Below are 16462 nucleotides of genomic sequence, written 5' to 3' on the forward strand. Positions count from 1 at the left end.
AGGGCCGCAACACGTGTATTTTGGAATTCCACGCCCTGACGGATCAGGAGGTGTCAGATGGCCGATCAGCAAGAGAGCCCGTCCGGACTGGTGATCACCGACGACGCGGGCAACTACTACTATCTGCGCTCGGAGATCCTCGAACAGGCGAGGATGCCCGACGAGGACGTGCAGAAGCTCAAGTCCGGCATGGCGGCGGCCTCCCCGGGCAGCAACGACGAGTTGAGCAGCGAGGCGCTGGATGCGGTCGCGGGCGGCGGCGGGATGATGGGCGCGGGCGGCCTGCCGGGCATCGCCACCATCCCGCAGCTCAACCCGAGCGCCCTCAAGACGGCGGCGTCGCTCAAGGGCGGCAAGTTCGATCTGTCCAAGGTCTCGTACTCGACCGTGATGTGCCCCTGGTAGGACGCCGGCCGGGCGCGGGCGCCGAAGCATGGCTCGCATAGCCCTCATCTACCCGCCGGGCGGCGATCCGCGGGCGCCGCGGCTGCCGCTCCCGGCGCTCGCCGCGGTGCTGCGCCCGGCGGGCGTCCATGTCGACCTGTTCGACCTCGACATCGACGGCGTCCTGGCGCTCCTGCGCCCGGACGTCCTGACGCGGGCCGGCGACACCCTGCGCGCGCGGGCCGCGGGCGGCGCGGAGGACCGCGCCGCCGGGCGGCTGGCCGTCCGCGCGCCGGAACTGGCCGAGACCATCGCGGACGCGCTCGCCACCCTGCGCGATCCCGTGCGCTTCCTCGATCCGACCCGGCTCAACGCGGCGCGCGAGCGCATCTACGATGCGCTCGACCTCGTCTCCGCAGCAGCCCCCCGGCGCCTGCGCTACCAGACAGAGGTGCTGCGCTACGACGTGGAGGGGGTCGATCCGAGCCGCTTTGCGGACCTGCTCGCCGTCACGGCCGATCCGGGCGCGAACCTGTTCGAGGATCACTGGACGGCCGAGGTGCTCCCCGCCCTCGATCGCGGCGGCTACGACCTCGTCGGCCTCTCGCTCACCCTGCGCTGGCAGCTCATCCCGGGCCTCTCGCTCGCCCGGCGCCTGCGGGAGCGCGGGCACCGCGTGGTGCTGGGCGGCACCGCGCTTGCCAAGATCGCCCACCGGCTGCCGCACCTGCCCGCCTTCTTCGACGCCTTCGCGGACGGCGTCGTCACCCGCGAGGGCGAGGCGGCGCTCCTCGAACTCGTCGACCAGCTGCAGGGCGGGCGGGATTTCGCGCGCGTGCCGAACTTCCTGTTCAAGGACGGCGACGCGGTCCGCGCCGGCCGGACCCACATCGAGAACTACGCCGCCGTCCCGACCCCGGATTTCGACGGCCTGCCCCTCGACCGCTACCTCAGCCCGCACCTCGTGCTGCCGGTCCTCGTGGGCAAGGGCTGCTACCACGACGAGTGCACCTTCTGCGACATACCCTTCATCAACCGCATCTCGCCCAAGCGCTACCGCGTGCGCCGGCCCGAGACGGTGGCGGAGGACATCCGGGCGCTCTCGCAGCGGCACGGCTGCCGCCACTTCCTCATCGCCGACGAGGCGCTGCCGCCGCGCATCCTCGAGCGCGTGGCCGACGCGCTGGAGGCGCAGGGCACCACCGGCTGCGCCTTCTCGGGCTATGCCCGGCTGGAGCCCGGCTTCACCCCGGACCTGTGCCGGAAGCTCGCCCGGGTCGGCCTGCGGCGGCTCTATTTCGGCCTCGAATCCGCGAGCCAGGCGACGCTCGACGGGATGCGCAAGGGCATCCAGGTCGAGAACGCCGCGCCGGTGCTGCGCCATTGCGCGGAGGCGGGCATCCGCTTCCACGTCTTCTCGATGATCGGCTTCCCGGGCGAGGACGAGGCGAGCGCGCGGGCGACGATGGCCTTCTTCGACGAGAACGCCGCCCTGTTCGACGATCCGGGCAACTCCCTCGACATCCACGAACTCGAACTCCTCACCGACACCCCGTACTTCGCCGAGCCCGAGCGGTTCGGCCTGCGCCTGCTGGCGCCGACGGAGGGACGCGACTTCCTGTTCGGCATCGGCACCGCCTGGGAGAACACGCGCGGCCTGAGCCGGCCGGAGATCGCCGCCCTGATGGCGGAGGCCACCGAGCGCATCGCGGCCCGCTTCTCCCGCTTCCACGCCTGGCCGCCGATCCTGTGGCCCGCGCAGGAGGAATGGTCGCTCTGCTACGCCGCCGCCTATTTCGGGCAATCCTTCCCCTACCGGGTCTCGGTGCCCGAGAGCGCGGATCCCTCCCTCTGGCGCCTCGCCTGGAGCCGGGCGGCGGCCGTCGAGCAGGATGCGGAGCACTGCACCATCACCTCGCGCCGCGGCAGCGTCGCCCTCGATCCGGCGACCTTCCGGGCGCTCGGCGGCGATCCGCGCTACCGCGCCGCCGCCGAGATCATCGTCGGTCTGTCGGGCGAGGACGCGAGCCAGGAGGACGTCGCCTTCGCGCGCGACGTGGTGACGAACCTCGTGCGCCACCGCCTCCTCGACGTCGTGCCGGCGACGGTCCCGGGCGCAGCCGTGGCACCGCCATGAGCGCGGACGGGCCGACCGCCTGCGGCGAGACGCTCGCCGTGGTGCGCAAGAAGGCGCTGTTGCGCCTCCTGGCACGCCGCGAGGCCGCGCGGCTCGGGCTCGTCGTGACGCAGGCCGAGATGCAGGCCGAGGCGGAGCGGTTTCTGGCGGCGGCCGGCCTCGACGACGGCGCGGCGCTCGCCGGCTGGCTCGATGCGTCCGGCCTCGGGGAGGCGGCCTTCGCGGCCGCCCTGCAGGATTTCGCGCTGGTGCGCCTCCTGGAGGATCGGCTCGCACGCGAGATCGACGCGCTGGTGCCCGACCATATCGCGGTGAGCAGCGCCCGGCTGCGGCAGGCGGAGCACGAGGGCGCGTCGTGAGGGAGACGCCCCTTGCGTGGGTGCAGCTCAACCTCGGCCTCGCCCGCGCGGACGGCTCGGCGCTGCCTGCCGCGCGCGCCGTGCTGCGCGGGCTCGCGGACGAGTTGCCGGGCCTGCGCCGGGATCGCCTCGTCACGCGGTTCGTGTTCCAGCGCAAGCCGCCCGACCTGCGCCTGCGCTTCCGCGCGCCGCGCGCCGCCCTGGCGGCGCGGCTGCGGCCGCTGCTGGCGCGCGTGGCGGCCGAGGGACACCTCACCGCGCGGTTCTGGAGCGTCTACGAGCCGGAGACGCGCCAGTTCGGCGGGCCGGAGGCGATGGCCCGCGTGCACGCCTATTGGGAGGCGGACGGCCTCGCCTGGATCGCGCGCGACCGCCTCGCCGAGGCGGGGACCGCCCTGCTGCCGACCCCGCTGCTGCTGGGCGCGGTGCTGAACGACCTGTTCTGGCGCACGCTGGGCGACGGGCCCGAGGTCTGGGACACGTGGTGCAACCTCGCGGCGATCCTGCGGGACGAGGCGGAGGCGACCGGTCCCGCCGAGCCGTCCGGGCTCGACCAGCTGATCCCCTCGGCCGGCGCCGCGGAAGCCGCGCTCCTCGGCGGCTACGCCCGCGCCAACGCGGCCCTGGCCCGGGGCCTCCGGGGCGCCTGGAGCCGCGGCCGGCTGACCGGGGGCCTGCGGGCGATCCTGCCGTTCGTCGCCCTGTTCACCCTCAACCGCCACGGGATCGGGCAGCCGGAGGCGGCGCTCCTCGCCCGCGCCATGCGGGCGGCCTGGAACCCCCGGCAGGGCCTGCGCGGCGCGGCGCCCGATGGCCGCCTGCGGGCCGGTGCGGTGTGAGGACCGGCGTGCCGCCCGGGCCCGACCGCCCTCTCGGCCCGGCGATCCTGCGCATCGCCGCGTGGCCGATCGAGACCATCGCGCCCCTGCGCGGCGACGCCTTTGCGGCGCGGGTCGATGCCTGGATCGAGGCCGGGGACGCGATCGGCCGCGACAGCGGGACGCTGACCGGACGCCTGCACGCCGTCATCCCGGCCCTCGCTGACCGGGCGACGCGCCGCGCCGCCCTCGACCTCAAGCGCCGGCTGCACGGGGGCGCCGAGCCGCTGCCGGGCGAGCCGGTCGCGCGGCTTCTCGCCTCCCCCGCCCTGCCGCCGGAGGTCGGGGACGGGCTCCGCCGCATGGCGCGGCGGCGGGAGTCGCACGCGGCCGAGCGCGCCGCGATTGAGGCCGCCCACGCGGCGGAACTCGACCGGGCGGGCGCGGAACTCGCGCGGATCGCGCGGAGCGACGCGTTCCTGCGGGCGCTCTGCCTCGCCAGCCCCTCGACCTACCGCCAATGGTGCCAATCCGGCGCGGGCGGGGGCCGCGAGCGCAGCCGGCGCCGCCTGCAGGCGACGCTGCACCGCTACCTGATGCGGGCCGTCGGCCGCGCCACGCCGAACGGGCTCTGGGCCGGCATCGCCCTTGAAGATCCCGGCCTGTCGGCCGAACGGCCGCTCGACATCCGGCCCGCGCAGGCGGCGACGCGCGTGAGCCCGGCGCTGGCGCCCTTCGCCCGCGCGCTGGAGGCCCTCAACCGGCAGCGCCCCTGGATCGAGGCGGTGGGATGGCGGATCAACCCGACGCTGCGCCGGGCCGGACCGGAGCGCTGGGTGTTCGGCACGGTCGCGGACGGGATCTGGCGCGCCCTGCAGGTCGAGCATCATCCGGTGCTGGACTGGCTGACGGCGCGGGCGCCGGCGAGCGGCGGTCCCTGGCGGCTGGCGGAGATCGAGGCGGATCTGGGCCGCCACGCCCCGCCCGCGGCGGCGCGCGCGATCGCCGAAGGCTGGATCGCGGCCGGCCTGCTCTGGTCCGACGCCGCCTTCCCGGCGATCTACGCCGATGGCTGGGAGGCGCTGGACGCCATCGCGTCGGTCCTGCCCGCCGCGGAGGCACCGCTGTGGCGCCGCTGCCGCGACGCGCTGCGGCAGATCGCGCAGACGCTCGAAGCGGGGATCGACCGTCTCGCGCCTGACGCGCTGCGGGCGCAGCTCGATGCGGCGAACGCCGCGGCCGCCCGCGTGCTCGACCGCTACGGGCCGGCCGAACCGCACGGCGACGTGCTGGTGGTGGACCGCGGCGCGCCGTTCCGCTTCGCGCTCTCGGACGCCTTCGCGCACGCGATCGACGGGCGCTGCCGGGCCGCCTTCGCGTTCGACCGGTTCGGCCTCGGGACGAGCGAATCGCGGATCGGGCTGCGCCGCCTCTTCGGAGGCCTGGGCCCCGGCGAGGCGGTGCCGCTGGCGGACTTCCTCACCCGCGGCCTCGACACGGAGCCCGTCCCGCGCGGCCTCGCCTGGGAGGAGCGGGTCCTGCCCTGCGCGGGCGACCTCGCGCCGCAGGCCCGGGCGGCCTTCGCGGGCTGGGAGCGCGCCATCGGGGCCGGCTGGGCCGATCCGGTGCTCGCGCTTGAGGCCGGCGCCGCCCCCGACGTGCCGCTGCCGCCCGGCTCGGCGCTTCTCCTCGTCGGGACCGGCGCGGAGGAGCCCGCCCTGCGCCTCGGCGGCATCACCCCCGAGCCGTGCTTCTTCTACGCCCGCTTCTCCCACCTGTTCGGGGATGCGGGCGCGGGTCCGGACCCGTTCCGGGCCTGGCTTCAGGCGTCCCTGCGGGCGGTCGAGGCGCGCGCGCCGCATCTGCGCTTTGCGGACCTCGCGGTGCGCAACCAGCGTGCGCCCAACGTCGCGGCGCGCCCGCGCCTGTCGCCCGACCTCGTCGATCCGCTCGACCCGGCGGCGCTGCGGGAGCTGACGGTCTCGTGCGACGCGGCCGGCCGGCCGGTCCTGCGGCGCGCCGGCGAGGCGGCGGCCCTGATCCCCTCGGCGCGCTCGGCCGCCTATCTCGGCGGGCTCGACCGGTTCGCGGCGATCCTCTCCGGCATCGCGGTCTTCCTCGGCCGGCCGGCCCTGCTCGCCCCGATCCCGCGGCTGTCGCGCGAGATCGCGGACTGGCACCACCTGCCGCGGCTCGACCTCGGCTCCACGACGATCAGCCCCGAGCGCTGGACGCCGCCCGAGGCGCTCGGCGCGGGTCTCGTCGCGGCGCGCGGCGCCGAGCGGTTCATCCTCTGGCGCCGCTTCGTGCGTGAGGCCCGCCTGCCCGCCTTCGTGCACAGCTTCCAGGGCCGGCACCAGACCGAGAGCCTGCTCGCCACCGCGAGCGCACTCGGCATCGAGATCCTGGCGCAGGACCTCGCCGCCCACGGCCCCGCCCTCCGGCTCCAGGAGGTGCATCCCGCCCCCGACCGCTTCGTCGCGCGCGATGCCGAGGGCCGGCGCTACTTCGCCGAACTGGCCGTCGCCTGGGCCGGCGACCCGGCCTTCTTCGACGGCTATCCGGCGCCCGGCTCCTGATCCCCGGGCGCCCGGAACGCCCGCGCGAGGCGCAGCGCCTCGGGCAGCGCCCGCGCGATCTCGACCTCATGCCGGCGCATCAGGCGGGCGACGAGGAGGTCGTCCCGCAGGCGGGCCCACACCGCCTCCTCGGACAGGCCGTGCGCCTGCATCCAGGCCTCCACCTGCGCCGGGCCGCTCAGCCCGAGCCGGGCGAACAGCGCGCCGGCCGCCTCCGTCAACTCGTCGGGACCCGGCGACCAGCCGAACTCGCGGGCGGCCGCGTGCGCGACAAGCGCGAGCAGCGTCGATTCGCGCAGCGCCGCGGGCACCGGGCCGCGCCCGCCCGCGCGCTCCAGGGCGACCTCGTTGAGGAGACGCTCCACGAACACCGTGTGGGCCACCGTGTAGTCGACGGACCGGGGCTCCCAGGGCTGCGCCGCCTCCCGGTCGATCTCGGCGAGCAGCGCCGCGGCATCGCGGGCCTTGAGGCTGACGAAATCCATCCGCGCGTGCTCCTGCCACGCCGCGATCTCGCGGGCCGGGACCGTGCCCGCGAGATGCAGCCGGGCCGCGACCGTCTCGACGGTCCGCTCGGCATAGTAGACCGCCCGGGCCGCCGCGACGATCGCCGCGGCGGCCTCCGGCCCGATCAGCCCCCCCTCGCGGGCGGAGTCGGTGCTGGCACGGATATCGACCAGCGCCTGCGTCAGGGGCAGGTAGCCGAGCCCCTCGGGAGCGTGCTGGACTGCGACCTCGTCGTCGGCCGTGATCCGGCCGTCGCGATACCATTCGAAGATCGTGCCCACGCCCCTCATGCCGAAGCCGTGCAGCTCCGCCGCCCGCAGCGCCCCCATGCTGGCGGCGCCGTAGACGCGCACGCCGCGGCTCATGGCGATCAGGATCTCCTTGTGCCAGACCGCCGGGACCGTCTCGAAGTAGCCGTCGATGATGCCGACGTGGCGCGGCGGGCGGTCGAGGAGGCGCAGGAGGTCGCCCTGCTGGACCGGCGGCAGGTAGGTGGCGTCGAGGAGGCGCGCCGCCTGCTCGCGCGGCAGGCTCGGGCCGAGGAAGACGACGACGCTCATGCGGCGGCGCCCGCGGCCCGGGCGCGCCGGCCCGGCACCCAGGAGGGCGAGTCCACCGGCCCCTCCAGCCCCGGCACGATCACCCGCGCCACGCGCACCGGCAGACCGTCCCGGGACAGGTCGACGACGAGGATGCGGTCGAGGCCGGCCCGCGCGAGGCAGCCCGTCACGTGGGCGAGATCCGCCTCGACGCTCCCGGCCGCGTGAGCCGGCACGGCGGAGAAGGGCCGGCGCCCCGCGACGCCGGCCAGCGCCCGGACCGTGCCGAGGGCCTCGGCGCTCTGAGTCTCGCCGTACTGTGCCCGGCCGAGGTCGTCGCGCGCGCCGGCGATCGCGGTCAGCCGGCTCTGCGCCGCCTCCGTGAGGGCGCGGCAGAGGGCGATGACCGGGTCCGGGTGGCACCCGGCCCCGCCGCTGCCGGGCATCGGCCGCGTCTCGGCATCCGCCGCGTCGTCGGCCAGGACCGCCCGGATCGTCGCGACGCCGACATCGCTCGTGACGTCCCAGGCGGCGGGGGACACGCCGGCCTGCCGCAGCCGGTCGAGGACGCCGCGCACGGCCGGATGGGCGACCCGCGTCAGGTCGAGCCGGGTCGCGGCCTGCCGGGCCGCCCCGGCCTGGAGCCAGAGCGCCACCGCGTCGCGCTCGATGCACTCGCACAGGCCGTGCAGCACCGCCTCGTGGAGGGTGTTGCCGGAGGCGAGCCCGTTGGTGCTGTGCAGGAAGGCGCCCATGCCCCGCATCCGCGGCACGGTCGCATCCGCGTGCACGAGTTCGTAGGGGACGAAGACCGGCGCGCCGGTCGCCCAGTCGCGCGCCGGCGTCCAGGGGATCTCGGTCCGCAGGCCGAACAGGGCATGCCGCGCCGCCGGCAGCGCCGTGACATCCACCACCTCGCCGGCCGTGGCGATCTCCCGCAGGAGGGCGTGGCGCACGGGCAGCCCGGGCTCCTCCGCATGGGCGAGTTCCACCGCCTCCATGACGGCCGAGGCCCGGGCCGCGGCATCGCTGAGACCCTTGCCCTGCGACACCGACAGGGTGCGGGCGTTGGGCCGCACGGCGAACCAGACCGGGATGCCGATGCGGTCGAGCCCGGTGATCTCGCCGACCCGCGTGACGCCGAGACCCGGCAGGTGCGGCCGGATGCGCTCCCAGGTCGTCTCCGGCGGCACGACGCGGCTGCCGTTGGTCAGGGCCTGCTTGACCGACGGCATCTCGGCCGACGGGCCGGGCGGCGGGACGAAGGCCATGCTGCTGCCCCCGAGAGTCGCGAGCCCGAGCGTCGCGGGCGGACCCGGCCAACAGCATAGCATCGCTCGGCGCCGACCTCACGGCCTTCGGGCGAGCGATGCGGCGGCGTCCGGGCCATCGCGACGCCGGCGCATCACGGCCCGATCCACCCCCCGGCGCCCCCCGGCCGGACCATGCGGCCAGCGCGGGCGCGACCATCGCGGCGCGGGGTTGCTCGGAGGAGATTTTTCTGAACTTTGGGGTGTCTGACGACACAAATCTTCTCTGGTCGCGGACCCGTGGAGAACGAGTGCGCGCAGGGGAGGCTGTTCTGCCGGTCCGCGACCGGCGCCGCACCGGCATGGCGCGGAGCGCGGTCTTCCGGACGGGGACCGGGCCGACGACCGCAGCGAGAGACGATCCATGACCGGTGCAGGACATCACGCCGCGGCGGCGCGCGGACTCGCGGTCCCGGGCGAAGCGGTCGATCCGCCAGACGGGCGCCGCAACCTCGCCCGGCTCGTCGTCGCCCAGGCTCTCGGCGGGGCGAACGCCACGGTCGTCTTCGCCACCGGCGCCATCATCGGCCACACGCTGGCGCCGCGGCCGGCGCTCGCGACCCTGCCGATCTCGCTCTTCGTGGTCGGCATGGCGGTCTGCACCCTGCCGGCCGGTCTCATCGCGCAGCGCCACGGCCGGCGCGCCGCCTTCCTGACGGGCACGGCCTGCGGCATTCTCCTCGGGCTGCTGGCCGCCGCCGCGATCGTGCTCGGCGCGTTCTGGCTGTTCTGCGTCGCCATGGTCTTCGGCGGCGCCTACGCGGCGGTGGTGCTGTCCTTCCGCTTCGCCGCCGCGGATTGCGTGCCCGCGGCCCGGCGCCCGCGGGCGCTGTCGGCCGTTATGGCGGGAGGCGTCGCCGCCGGGGTGATCGGCCCGCAGCTCGTGACCACCACGATGCACGCGTGGCCGCCCCACCTGTTCGCCGTCACCTACCTCGCCGCCGCCGGCATCGCGGCGCTGTGCGCGGTGGTGCTGACGGGCGTCAGGCTGCCCGTCCCGACGGCGCCCGACCGGGCCGCCGGCCGCCCGCTCGGCGCAATCGTGCGCCAGCCGCGCTTCGTGACGGCGGTGATCTGCGGCGTGGTCTCCTACACCCTGATGAACTTCGTGATGACCTCGGCGCCGCTGGCGATGCGCCTGTGCGGCCTGTCGCAGGAGGCATCGAACCTCGGCCTGCAATGGCACGTGATCGCCATGTACGGCCCGAGCTTCGTCACCGGGCATCTGATCGCGCGGTTCGGCGCGCCCAGGATCGTCCTCACCGGGCTGGGGCTGACGGCCGCGGCGGCGGCCGTCGGCCTGACCGGCGTGGAGGTGGGGCACTTCTGGCTCACCCTGATCCTGCTCGGCGTCGGCTGGAATTTCGGCTTCGTCGGCGCCTCGGCGATGGTGCTGGAATGCCACCGGACCGAGGAGCGGGCGCGCGTGCAGTCGCTCAACGACTTCGCGGTCTTCGGGATGATGGTCGTGGGATCGTTCGCCTCCGGGGGCCTGCTGACGACCTACGGCTGGGATACGGTCTGCTGGGTCACCTTCCCGCCCCTGCTGCTGGCGGCGGCGGCCGTGTTCGCCACGTCCGCCTCGCGCCCCGTGCCGCCCGGCCTCCTGCGGCCCTGAGGGCCTGCGGCGCTGCGGCCCTGCGGGCCGTTACGCTCAAGGCGCCGGCGGGACCGTCGCGCCGGGATGCGCCACCATGTCGTCGGCACGGCCCGAGCGGACGCCGCGATCTCGACTCCGTACCGCCACATTGCGAGCGTGCCTTGCAGGAGGCTCCGTCCGCGGGGCGATGCGAGGGGTGTGACATGAGCGTGATCAGAGTGCTCGGAGCGGTCCTGTCGGTGTTCGCCGTGCTGATCGTGAGTGCGGCCCTCAGGCTGCTGCTGCTGCCGTTCCGGTCGCTGCGCAGGATCCGGCCACGTGCCGTCGAGCAGCACTGACACCGGGCCGTCCCATCCGGAGGAGATGCGGGCGAGGGTCGAGCTGAGGATCGGGCAGGCCGTCGCGGTCAAGGCCACCGTCCGGGCGACGCCGGCAGGCCTGATGGCCGTTGCGGTCCTGATGGGCGCGATCCTGGTTCCGACGCTCTGGCTCGCCAGGGGTCGCGTACGCATGCGCCCGCCCACCGCCTGAAGGCCCGGCGCCACACGGTTCTCGCGCCGGTCCGTTCGGCCGCGGGAGAGCAACGGCCGAGCGAGCGGGGGTGCCCGTGGGCGCCCCAGCCAGGCTTGGATCGGGCCGTTCGGTCCGGTCCGATGGCACAGCTTGATTCCAATCGCTCCACGATTGTACAGTGAATTAGCAACAGGGATTTGCTGTACAGGATACGGCTCGGTCGGTCGCTTCACGCTCGCAAGCAACGGTACCGCTCAGCGACTCCGATTCGGACTGCCAGGGAGGGTGCGCATGTGAACGCCCCGTTCGGATCAGACGCCCGAAGATGAATCATGAGGCACAAGACCGAACAAGCGGACCAGATATTCCGATCTGCGTTGATTGTTATCTGAATGGCCTGGTTCTTCCGTTCACACAATCGTCTGCAACGAGAAAAGAGAGATCGACACGCGATGACGATCAGCCTCCGGCACACCAAGGCAGCGCACCAGCCGCCGACCACGCCCCACGTGCCTGCGCCGAACGATCCTCGCCCTCTTCTGCCGTCGTTCCTGCGCGATCACCTCGGCCGGCAGCTGCGCGCGGCCTATGAGGTCTTCGTCACCGAGGCCCAGCCACGCCCTCTGCTCGATCTCGCCGTCCGGCTGGAGAGGGTGCTCGCCAGCGCGCCGGATGCGCCGGAGTTCCGGGACGCCTTGCTGGCCGCGCTCCCGGCCCTTCGCGCCTTCGCCACCTCGCTGACCGGCTCGCCGGCCCAGGCCGACGATCTGGTGCAGGACACGCTGCTGCGGGCATGGCAGAGCCAGCACAGCTTCACGCCCGGCACGAACCTCAATGCGTGGCTGTTCACGATCCTGCGCAACCAGTTCTACACGACGATGCGCAAGCGCAAGCGGGAGGTCGAGGACAGCGACGGGACCGCCGCCGCGCAGCTGACCGCGCTCCCGAGCCAGGAGGACGGCCTCGAGCTGCGCGAGGTGTGGACGCAGCTGGGCAAGCTTCCACCGTTGCAGCGCGAGGCGCTGCTGCTGATCGCTACCCAGGACCTCACCTACGAGGCGGCGGCGGAGTTGATGGGATGCCAGACCGGCACGGTGAAGAGCCGGGTCAACCGCGCACGCGCCGCCCTGGTGCAGGCGCTCGGCTACGAGGACCGTCTCGCCCGCACCGCGGCGCTCTAGGACGCGGCGCCGGCTGCCGCCGGTCGCCGTCCGTCCCGTGCTGCGGTCCGGACGCGCTTCGCTCGCATCGGTGCGGTCGAGCGGGTGCGGCTCTCTCCCGGTTGCTTGCGCCGCCGACCACGCCCGCGGTCCAGAACGACGGAAGCGACGTGTCCGCCGTCGACCGGACGGACGAACCGAGCCGCTTCGCGGCACGCGGCAGGGTGGCTGCGCGCGAGGCCTTTCGCCGACGCCGCAGGCCCGCATGGGCCCGGGCGTGTGCCCCCGCCGTGACGCGAGCGGCCCCGCACCGGTCGAAGTCCCTTGTGCCGAGGATCACTGGACGATGGGAGGCTCGCGGTCCGCCGGGCTGAGCCGGGGTGTCACGCCAAGATTCGGCAGGATCGGCCGCCGCCAGAGGAACGCTGAAATTTCATTCAATTGGGAGCTTCATAATATATCCGATCTCAGAACAATCATACCAATTGCATTTAACAAATGACATTGCCGTGGCATGATCCGACTACCAAAAGCAGGAAAAGGCCGAAGCAGCCAGGTCAAAGGGAGGAGCCGTTCGGAAATGAGTCCCCGTCCGAGCCCGCACGCCAACAAACACATGACGCCGCGCGGCGGCCTTCAGGCCGCAGAGTACGAAGAACTTGGCTATGGATACCTGGAGATCGTGGAAAATTCCGTCTGCTATGTTGACGGAAGGACCGGGAAGCGTCTGATCGATTTTCGCTATCCCACGCGCCGAGATGCGACGCTTCAGCTGAGCTTCTTCAGGCAGGCGTGCCAAGACGCGAAACGCCAGCAAACCATCACCAGACTCCGCCAGTCCCGGGCGGAGATGTCAGACCAGAAGGCTGCCATGACCGAACCGAGGACCGACGAGAAGACCACGGCCGGGATGGCCTTTTCCCCCTTTGCCGATGCCCTCGGCAGCGGGATGCCGGCGGACACTTTGCAGGGCCGCGGTCGCCTCTCGCCGAAGCTTTGGCAGATCCTGGACACGAATTTTCCTGACCCGCTCGTCAGGATGACCTTCTTCTCGGAAAGGCAGGCCCGTGCCGCCTGTGAGACGATGAACGCCAAAGCCCGCCGGGAGCGGTTCGAGGTGGTCTGGATGGGGGCCTGAGCGGTCCGGGTCGTTGCAAGGGATCGCGGTGGATGCCGTGCATGGCGCAAGCGCGCGGATCGCGGCCGGACAGGCCAAGCCATCGAAGCCCGCACTCTGCCGCGACCGACCCGGCACTGACGAACGGGACGGGCACGATGCCCAGGGTTCGCATAACAAGAATCACTGCGACCCTGGGGAGGGGCCAGTATGAATAATTTCCTGATCAGAAGTCTCGAACATACCGGCGTCTTGTCAGAAGTCGAGATCGAGGCCCTTCAGCACGTGAATTTGCGCGAGCGGATCGTTCCAGCCCGAACCGACATCGATCATGATGATTTTTCCGACACTATCCATCTGATACTGGATGGATTTGCATGCAGATATAAGATCTGGGCGGAGGGCGAGCGTCGCATCCTGTCCCTGCTCGTCCCGGGCGATCTTTGCGGCGGGCATGCAACCATGCCGTTCGTCTTCCATAACAAAGTGGCCGCTCTGACGAATTGCACGATCGCGGATATTCCGCGGCAAACGATGGCCGAGTTGATCGACAGATACCCTCGCATCGCACGAGCGCTCTGGTGGGTCACTCTCGCCAAGCTCAGCACGACCCAGGCCTGGCTGGCCAACATGGGACGGCCCGCCGACAAGCGAATGGCCCACTTCTTCTGCGAGGTTCTTGTCCGCCTGCAGGCGGCCGACCTCGCCGACGAGAACAGCTACGATCTTGGACTGACCCAGTTCGATCTGGCGGAGATATTCGGGCTGTCGAACGTTCACGTGAACCGTGTTCTGAAAGCCCTGAAGGAATCGGGCTTGTTGGCCGTGTCCAATCGCCGGGTGACGATCTTCGATGTCAGGCGCTTGAAGAAGCTCGCGGAATTCGATCCTGGCTACCTTCATGACATCTCGGGCTCGACGATGGAGGGGCGGTCGACGCTCGTGCAGGAGCCGATCGCCCGATGGAGGGCTTGAGCGGAGGCCCTCCCTCGCCGGCCTCCGAACGGTCAACCCGGACGGGTCCGTCAGACGGGCCGGCCGGGCCGGGGGCGATACCGCGGGAGCGCCCAACCGAAGCGGAGTGAGGCTGCGCGCACGAGCAGGCCGACCAAGAACCCCGCGCCGACCGCAAGCTCGCGCGGCCCGCCGGCGGCGGTCAGGGCGACGAAGGTGATCGCCCCGGCGAGCGCGGCCGAGGCGTAGATCTCCCGGCTCAGGATGACCGGGCTCTCTCCCCCGAGAAGATCGCGGATGATGCCGCCGACGGTGGCGGTGATCACGCCCATGGCCACCGCCACCGTGGCGCCCACCCCGGCCTGCCAAGCCCGTTCGGACCCGGCGACCGCGAACAGCGCCAAGCCCAGCGCATCGAGCCACAGGAGGTAGCGGTAGCGGGATTGCGGGATGTGCGCGGCGAAGAAGACAGCCGCCGAGACGGCCAGGCAGGTCAGCAGGTAGGCCGGCTCACGCGTCCAGAACACCGGCGACCCGAGCAGCAGGTCCCGGAGCGTCCCCCCGCCGATGCCCGTCACCGTGCCCAGCACGGCGAACCCGACGATATCCATCTCCTTGCGGGACGCGACCAGGGCGCCCGTGACCGTGAAGACGATCACGCCCAACCAGTCCAGGGTCGTGGCGGCAGTCTCGAACATGGTGTCTCCCGTCTGGGGGGTGTCGCGGCCACGTGCCGGCGCGCGGCGCGGCTGATCGTCGGATCGGGTCTGCTCGACCCGGTCGCTCTGCGCCGGAACCTTGTGCGCGTGCGTCACGGCAACCGCAGCGATGGCGGATCACCGGACCGGACAGGCGCGAGCGGGGCTGCGCGCGACAGGTCAGGCCGAGGGGAATGCATGGTACGGCCTCCGAGGTCGCATCGCGCGCCATGCGCGGGAGCCCCCTCTGTCATCGGCCTGAGAGTTTCGCCGTGAGCCCTCGCGGGGGGTCGCGGCTTACACCGTCGGCGGGAGCATGCGCTCCGCTTTCCAGAGTGTTGCACGAACGAGCGGTCCGGGTGCCTGAGAGTTTCCGGGGCGGTTGCTCCTTCGGCGGCCGGTTCGCACCGGCTCTCTCCCGCTCGTCGATGGGTCGATCCTTGACCCTCCATTTGCGGCCGAAATGTGGGCCGGCGCCTCCGGTGCGCGGCGCTGTCCGGCGGCGCGCGGCTCTGCTACAGGCATCGCCCGAGCCCGCGGCCGACCCCACCGGCCCTCCCCGTTGCGCAGGAGCCGCATGACCATCGACCGCGTGCGCGCCCGCTTCGAGGCGCTTCTGCTCGACCTGGACGGTACGCTGGTGGACAGCCAGCGCGACCTCGCCGACGCGCTGAACGCCCTGCTCGCCGAGCAGGGACTGGCGACGGTCGATCTTGCGCAGACGCGCGCGATGGTCGGCGACGGCGCCCGCGTCCTCATCGAGCGCGCGCTGCGTGCGACGGGCGGCGATCCCGAACGGGCGCCCGATCTTCTTCCACGCTTCCTGGCGCTGTACGAGCCGATCGCCTGCCGGCAGACGCGCCCCTATCCGGGTGTTCTCGACACCCTCGGCCTCCTGCGCGAGGCGGGGGTGCTGCTCGCCGTCGTCACCAACAAGCCCGTCCAGGCCACGCGGACGGTGCTCGACGGCCTCGGCCTGTCGCCCTTCATCGCGGCGATCGTCGGCGGCGACACCGTGGCGGCGCGCAAGCCGGACCCCGCTCCGGTGCGCGCCGCTCTGCAGCGTCTGCAGGTCGCGCCGGAACGGGCCGTGATGGTGGGCGACAACCATCACGACGTGGAGGCCGCCCACGCGGCCGGCGTGCTGGCCGTCGCGGTGTCGTACGGCTACGCCCATCGGTCTCCGCACGACCTCGGAGCCGACGCGGTCATCGACGATTTCGCCGCGTTGCCGGCCGCTCTGAGCGCCCTGGCGGCGGCCCGCGATGCCTGCATCCTCCCGAGCGGATCCTGACGCGGCCTGTTCGCGCCGATCGGCGATGGCCTGCCCATGGTCCGGCCGCTGCGGCGGCCTTGCGCGGGGGAAAGCCACGTGATGGCGCAAACCCTTGACCGGACGCGCCCGGCATGGTGTGTCGGCGCCGCGCGTGGTCGGGCCCCGTAGCTCAGCTGGATAGAGCAGCCGCCTTCTAAGCGGCAGGTCGTAGGTTCGAGCCCTACCGGGGTCGCCACCGAAATACCCGCTTGGTCAATGACTTGGCGGGCTTTTTCATGCCCCTCCCCTGTCGGCACCGGACCGGAACATCAGCCGGGATTCGAGGAAGGACGGTCCGGATGAGCTTCTAGAAACGTGATGTGTGGGAGGTGCTTAGGGAGTCTCGGAGCGGGAACGGGAATGTGGAGGATCACGATCGTGGATCTGGAGGTCCCCCGTTCGAGCCGGGGTGGCGGTACCAGCGAATTCACCAGACATCGCGCGGTGCGGTCGGGTCGGCGTGAGGCCGGAC

At 72.7% G+C, this 16462-nt stretch carries 15 protein-coding genes, 1 tRNA gene and 1 riboswitch; of the genes, 13 read left to right on the top strand and 3 right to left on the bottom strand.

Features of this window, described 5'->3' with window-relative positions:
• Nucleotides 1–57 precede the first annotated feature (57 nt).
• From MFF61_RS12225 to MFF61_RS12245, 5 genes are read left to right on the top strand one after another with little or no spacing between them, the layout of a single operon-like run.
• Nucleotides 58–405, top strand: coding sequence for a hypothetical protein (locus tag MFF61_RS12225; RefSeq protein WP_238235402.1), 348 nt, complete (start codon nt 58–60; stop codon nt 403–405).
• 28 nt (nt 406–433) lie between these two features.
• Complete coding sequence (locus MFF61_RS12230) at nt 434–2521, top strand: B12-binding domain-containing radical SAM protein (protein ID WP_238235403.1); 2088 nt, start codon at nt 434–436, stop codon at nt 2519–2521.
• A complete protein-coding gene (locus MFF61_RS12235; RefSeq protein ID WP_238235404.1) occupies nt 2518–2880 on the top strand; it encodes a hypothetical protein in 363 nt (120 codons plus the stop codon). Before MFF61_RS12230 ends, MFF61_RS12235 begins: the two co-directional genes overlap by 4 nt.
• Complete coding sequence (locus MFF61_RS12240; protein WP_238235405.1) at nt 2877–3719, top strand: lantibiotic dehydratase C-terminal domain-containing protein; 843 nt, start codon at nt 2877–2879, stop codon at nt 3717–3719. The genes MFF61_RS12235 and MFF61_RS12240 overlap by 4 nt, the downstream gene beginning before the upstream one ends.
• 8 nt (nt 3720–3727) lie before the next feature.
• Nucleotides 3728–6277: a lantibiotic dehydratase gene (locus tag MFF61_RS12245; protein WP_238235406.1), complete on the top strand. Its 2550-nt coding sequence runs from the start codon at nt 3728–3730 to the stop codon at nt 6275–6277.
• Here MFF61_RS12245 and MFF61_RS12250 read toward each other — a convergent pair.
• Nucleotides 6256–7344: a TfuA-like protein gene (locus MFF61_RS12250; RefSeq protein ID WP_238235407.1), complete on the bottom strand. Its 1089-nt coding sequence runs from the start codon at nt 7342–7344 to the stop codon at nt 6256–6258. The genes MFF61_RS12245 and MFF61_RS12250 overlap by 22 nt on opposite strands.
• On the bottom strand, nt 7341–8594 hold the full coding sequence (locus tag MFF61_RS12255) for a YcaO-like family protein (protein ID WP_238235408.1): 1254 nt from the start codon (nt 8592–8594) through the stop codon (nt 7341–7343). Before MFF61_RS12255 ends, MFF61_RS12250 begins: the two co-directional genes overlap by 4 nt.
• Before the next feature lie 403 nt (nt 8595–8997).
• Here MFF61_RS12255 and MFF61_RS12260 point away from each other — a divergent pair, with 403 nt between their 5' ends.
• From MFF61_RS12260 to MFF61_RS12280, 6 genes are all read left to right on the top strand, one after another.
• Nucleotides 8998–10251: an MFS transporter gene (locus tag MFF61_RS12260; RefSeq protein WP_238235409.1), complete on the top strand. Its 1254-nt coding sequence runs from the start codon at nt 8998–9000 to the stop codon at nt 10249–10251.
• 185 nt (nt 10252–10436) lie between these two features.
• Nucleotides 10437–10571: a hypothetical protein gene (locus MFF61_RS33860; RefSeq protein ID WP_283205997.1), complete on the top strand. Its 135-nt coding sequence runs from the start codon at nt 10437–10439 to the stop codon at nt 10569–10571.
• Nucleotides 10552–10764: a hypothetical protein gene (locus tag MFF61_RS12265; RefSeq protein ID WP_238235410.1), complete on the top strand. Its 213-nt coding sequence runs from the start codon at nt 10552–10554 to the stop codon at nt 10762–10764. The genes MFF61_RS33860 and MFF61_RS12265 overlap by 20 nt, the downstream gene beginning before the upstream one ends.
• Before the next feature lie 434 nt (nt 10765–11198).
• A complete protein-coding gene (locus MFF61_RS12270) occupies nt 11199–11927 on the top strand; it encodes a sigma-70 family RNA polymerase sigma factor (RefSeq protein WP_238235411.1) in 729 nt (242 codons plus the stop codon).
• Nucleotides 11928–12486: 559 nt separating this feature from the next.
• Nucleotides 12487–13044 carry a hypothetical protein gene (locus MFF61_RS12275; RefSeq protein ID WP_238235412.1) on the top strand — a complete coding sequence of 186 codons (558 nt, stop codon included), beginning with the start codon at nt 12487–12489 and terminating at the stop codon, nt 13042–13044.
• A gap of 189 nt (nt 13045–13233) precedes the next feature.
• Nucleotides 13234–13998 carry a Crp/Fnr family transcriptional regulator gene (locus MFF61_RS12280; RefSeq protein WP_238235413.1) on the top strand — a complete coding sequence of 255 codons (765 nt, stop codon included), beginning with the start codon at nt 13234–13236 and terminating at the stop codon, nt 13996–13998.
• A gap of 50 nt (nt 13999–14048) precedes the next feature.
• Here MFF61_RS12280 and MFF61_RS12285 read toward each other — a convergent pair whose 3' ends face one another.
• The gene (locus tag MFF61_RS12285; RefSeq protein ID WP_238235414.1) at nt 14049–14675 is read right to left on the bottom strand and encodes a trimeric intracellular cation channel family protein; all 627 of its coding nucleotides are present in this window, start codon (nt 14673–14675) and stop codon (nt 14049–14051) included.
• Nucleotides 14676–15016: 341 nt separating this feature from the next.
• Nucleotides 15017–15106, bottom strand: a riboswitch (glycine riboswitch).
• Between the two features lie 146 nt (nt 15107–15252).
• On the opposite strand from MFF61_RS12285, the gene gph reads away from it, so the two are divergent.
• Together gph and MFF61_RS12295 are read left to right on the top strand one after the other, a co-directional pair.
• On the top strand, nt 15253–15969 hold the full coding sequence (gph, locus tag MFF61_RS12290; RefSeq protein ID WP_238235415.1) for a phosphoglycolate phosphatase: 717 nt from the start codon (nt 15253–15255) through the stop codon (nt 15967–15969).
• A 140-nt stretch (nt 15970–16109) separates the two neighbouring features.
• A tRNA-Arg gene (locus tag MFF61_RS12295) sits at nt 16110–16186 on the top strand.
• Nucleotides 16187–16462: the final 276 nt, after the last annotated feature.

Origin of the sequence: Methylobacterium isbiliense (assembly GCF_022179325.1) — a bacterium.
Taxonomy (GTDB): Bacteria; Pseudomonadota; Alphaproteobacteria; order Rhizobiales; family Beijerinckiaceae; genus Methylobacterium; species Methylobacterium isbiliense.

Excerpts from the sequence above, each read along its gene's own strand:
- MFF61_RS12235 (WP_238235404.1), top strand. The coding sequence starts at position 2,518 with ATGAGCGCGGACGGGCCGACCGCCTGCGGCGAGACGCTCGCCGTGGTG.
- MFF61_RS12250 (WP_238235407.1), bottom strand. The coding sequence starts at position 7,344 with ATGAGCGTCGTCGTCTTCCTCGGCCCGAGCCTGCCGCGCGAGCAGGCG.
- MFF61_RS12230 (WP_238235403.1), top strand. The coding sequence starts at position 434 with ATGGCTCGCATAGCCCTCATCTACCCGCCGGGCGGCGATCCGCGGGCG.
- MFF61_RS12275 (WP_238235412.1), top strand. The coding sequence starts at position 12,487 with ATGAGTCCCCGTCCGAGCCCGCACGCCAACAAACACATGACGCCGCGC.
- MFF61_RS12255 (WP_238235408.1), bottom strand. The coding sequence starts at position 8,594 with ATGGCCTTCGTCCCGCCGCCCGGCCCGTCGGCCGAGATGCCGTCGGTC.
- MFF61_RS33860 (WP_283205997.1), top strand. The coding sequence starts at position 10,437 with ATGAGCGTGATCAGAGTGCTCGGAGCGGTCCTGTCGGTGTTCGCCGTG.
- gph (WP_238235415.1), top strand. The coding sequence starts at position 15,253 with ATGACCATCGACCGCGTGCGCGCCCGCTTCGAGGCGCTTCTGCTCGAC.
- MFF61_RS12225 (WP_238235402.1), top strand. The coding sequence starts at position 58 with ATGGCCGATCAGCAAGAGAGCCCGTCCGGACTGGTGATCACCGACGAC.
- MFF61_RS12260 (WP_238235409.1), top strand. The coding sequence starts at position 8,998 with ATGACCGGTGCAGGACATCACGCCGCGGCGGCGCGCGGACTCGCGGTC.
- MFF61_RS12285 (WP_238235414.1), bottom strand. The coding sequence starts at position 14,675 with ATGTTCGAGACTGCCGCCACGACCCTGGACTGGTTGGGCGTGATCGTC.
- MFF61_RS12280 (WP_238235413.1), top strand. The coding sequence starts at position 13,234 with ATGAATAATTTCCTGATCAGAAGTCTCGAACATACCGGCGTCTTGTCA.
- MFF61_RS12270 (WP_238235411.1), top strand. The coding sequence starts at position 11,199 with ATGACGATCAGCCTCCGGCACACCAAGGCAGCGCACCAGCCGCCGACC.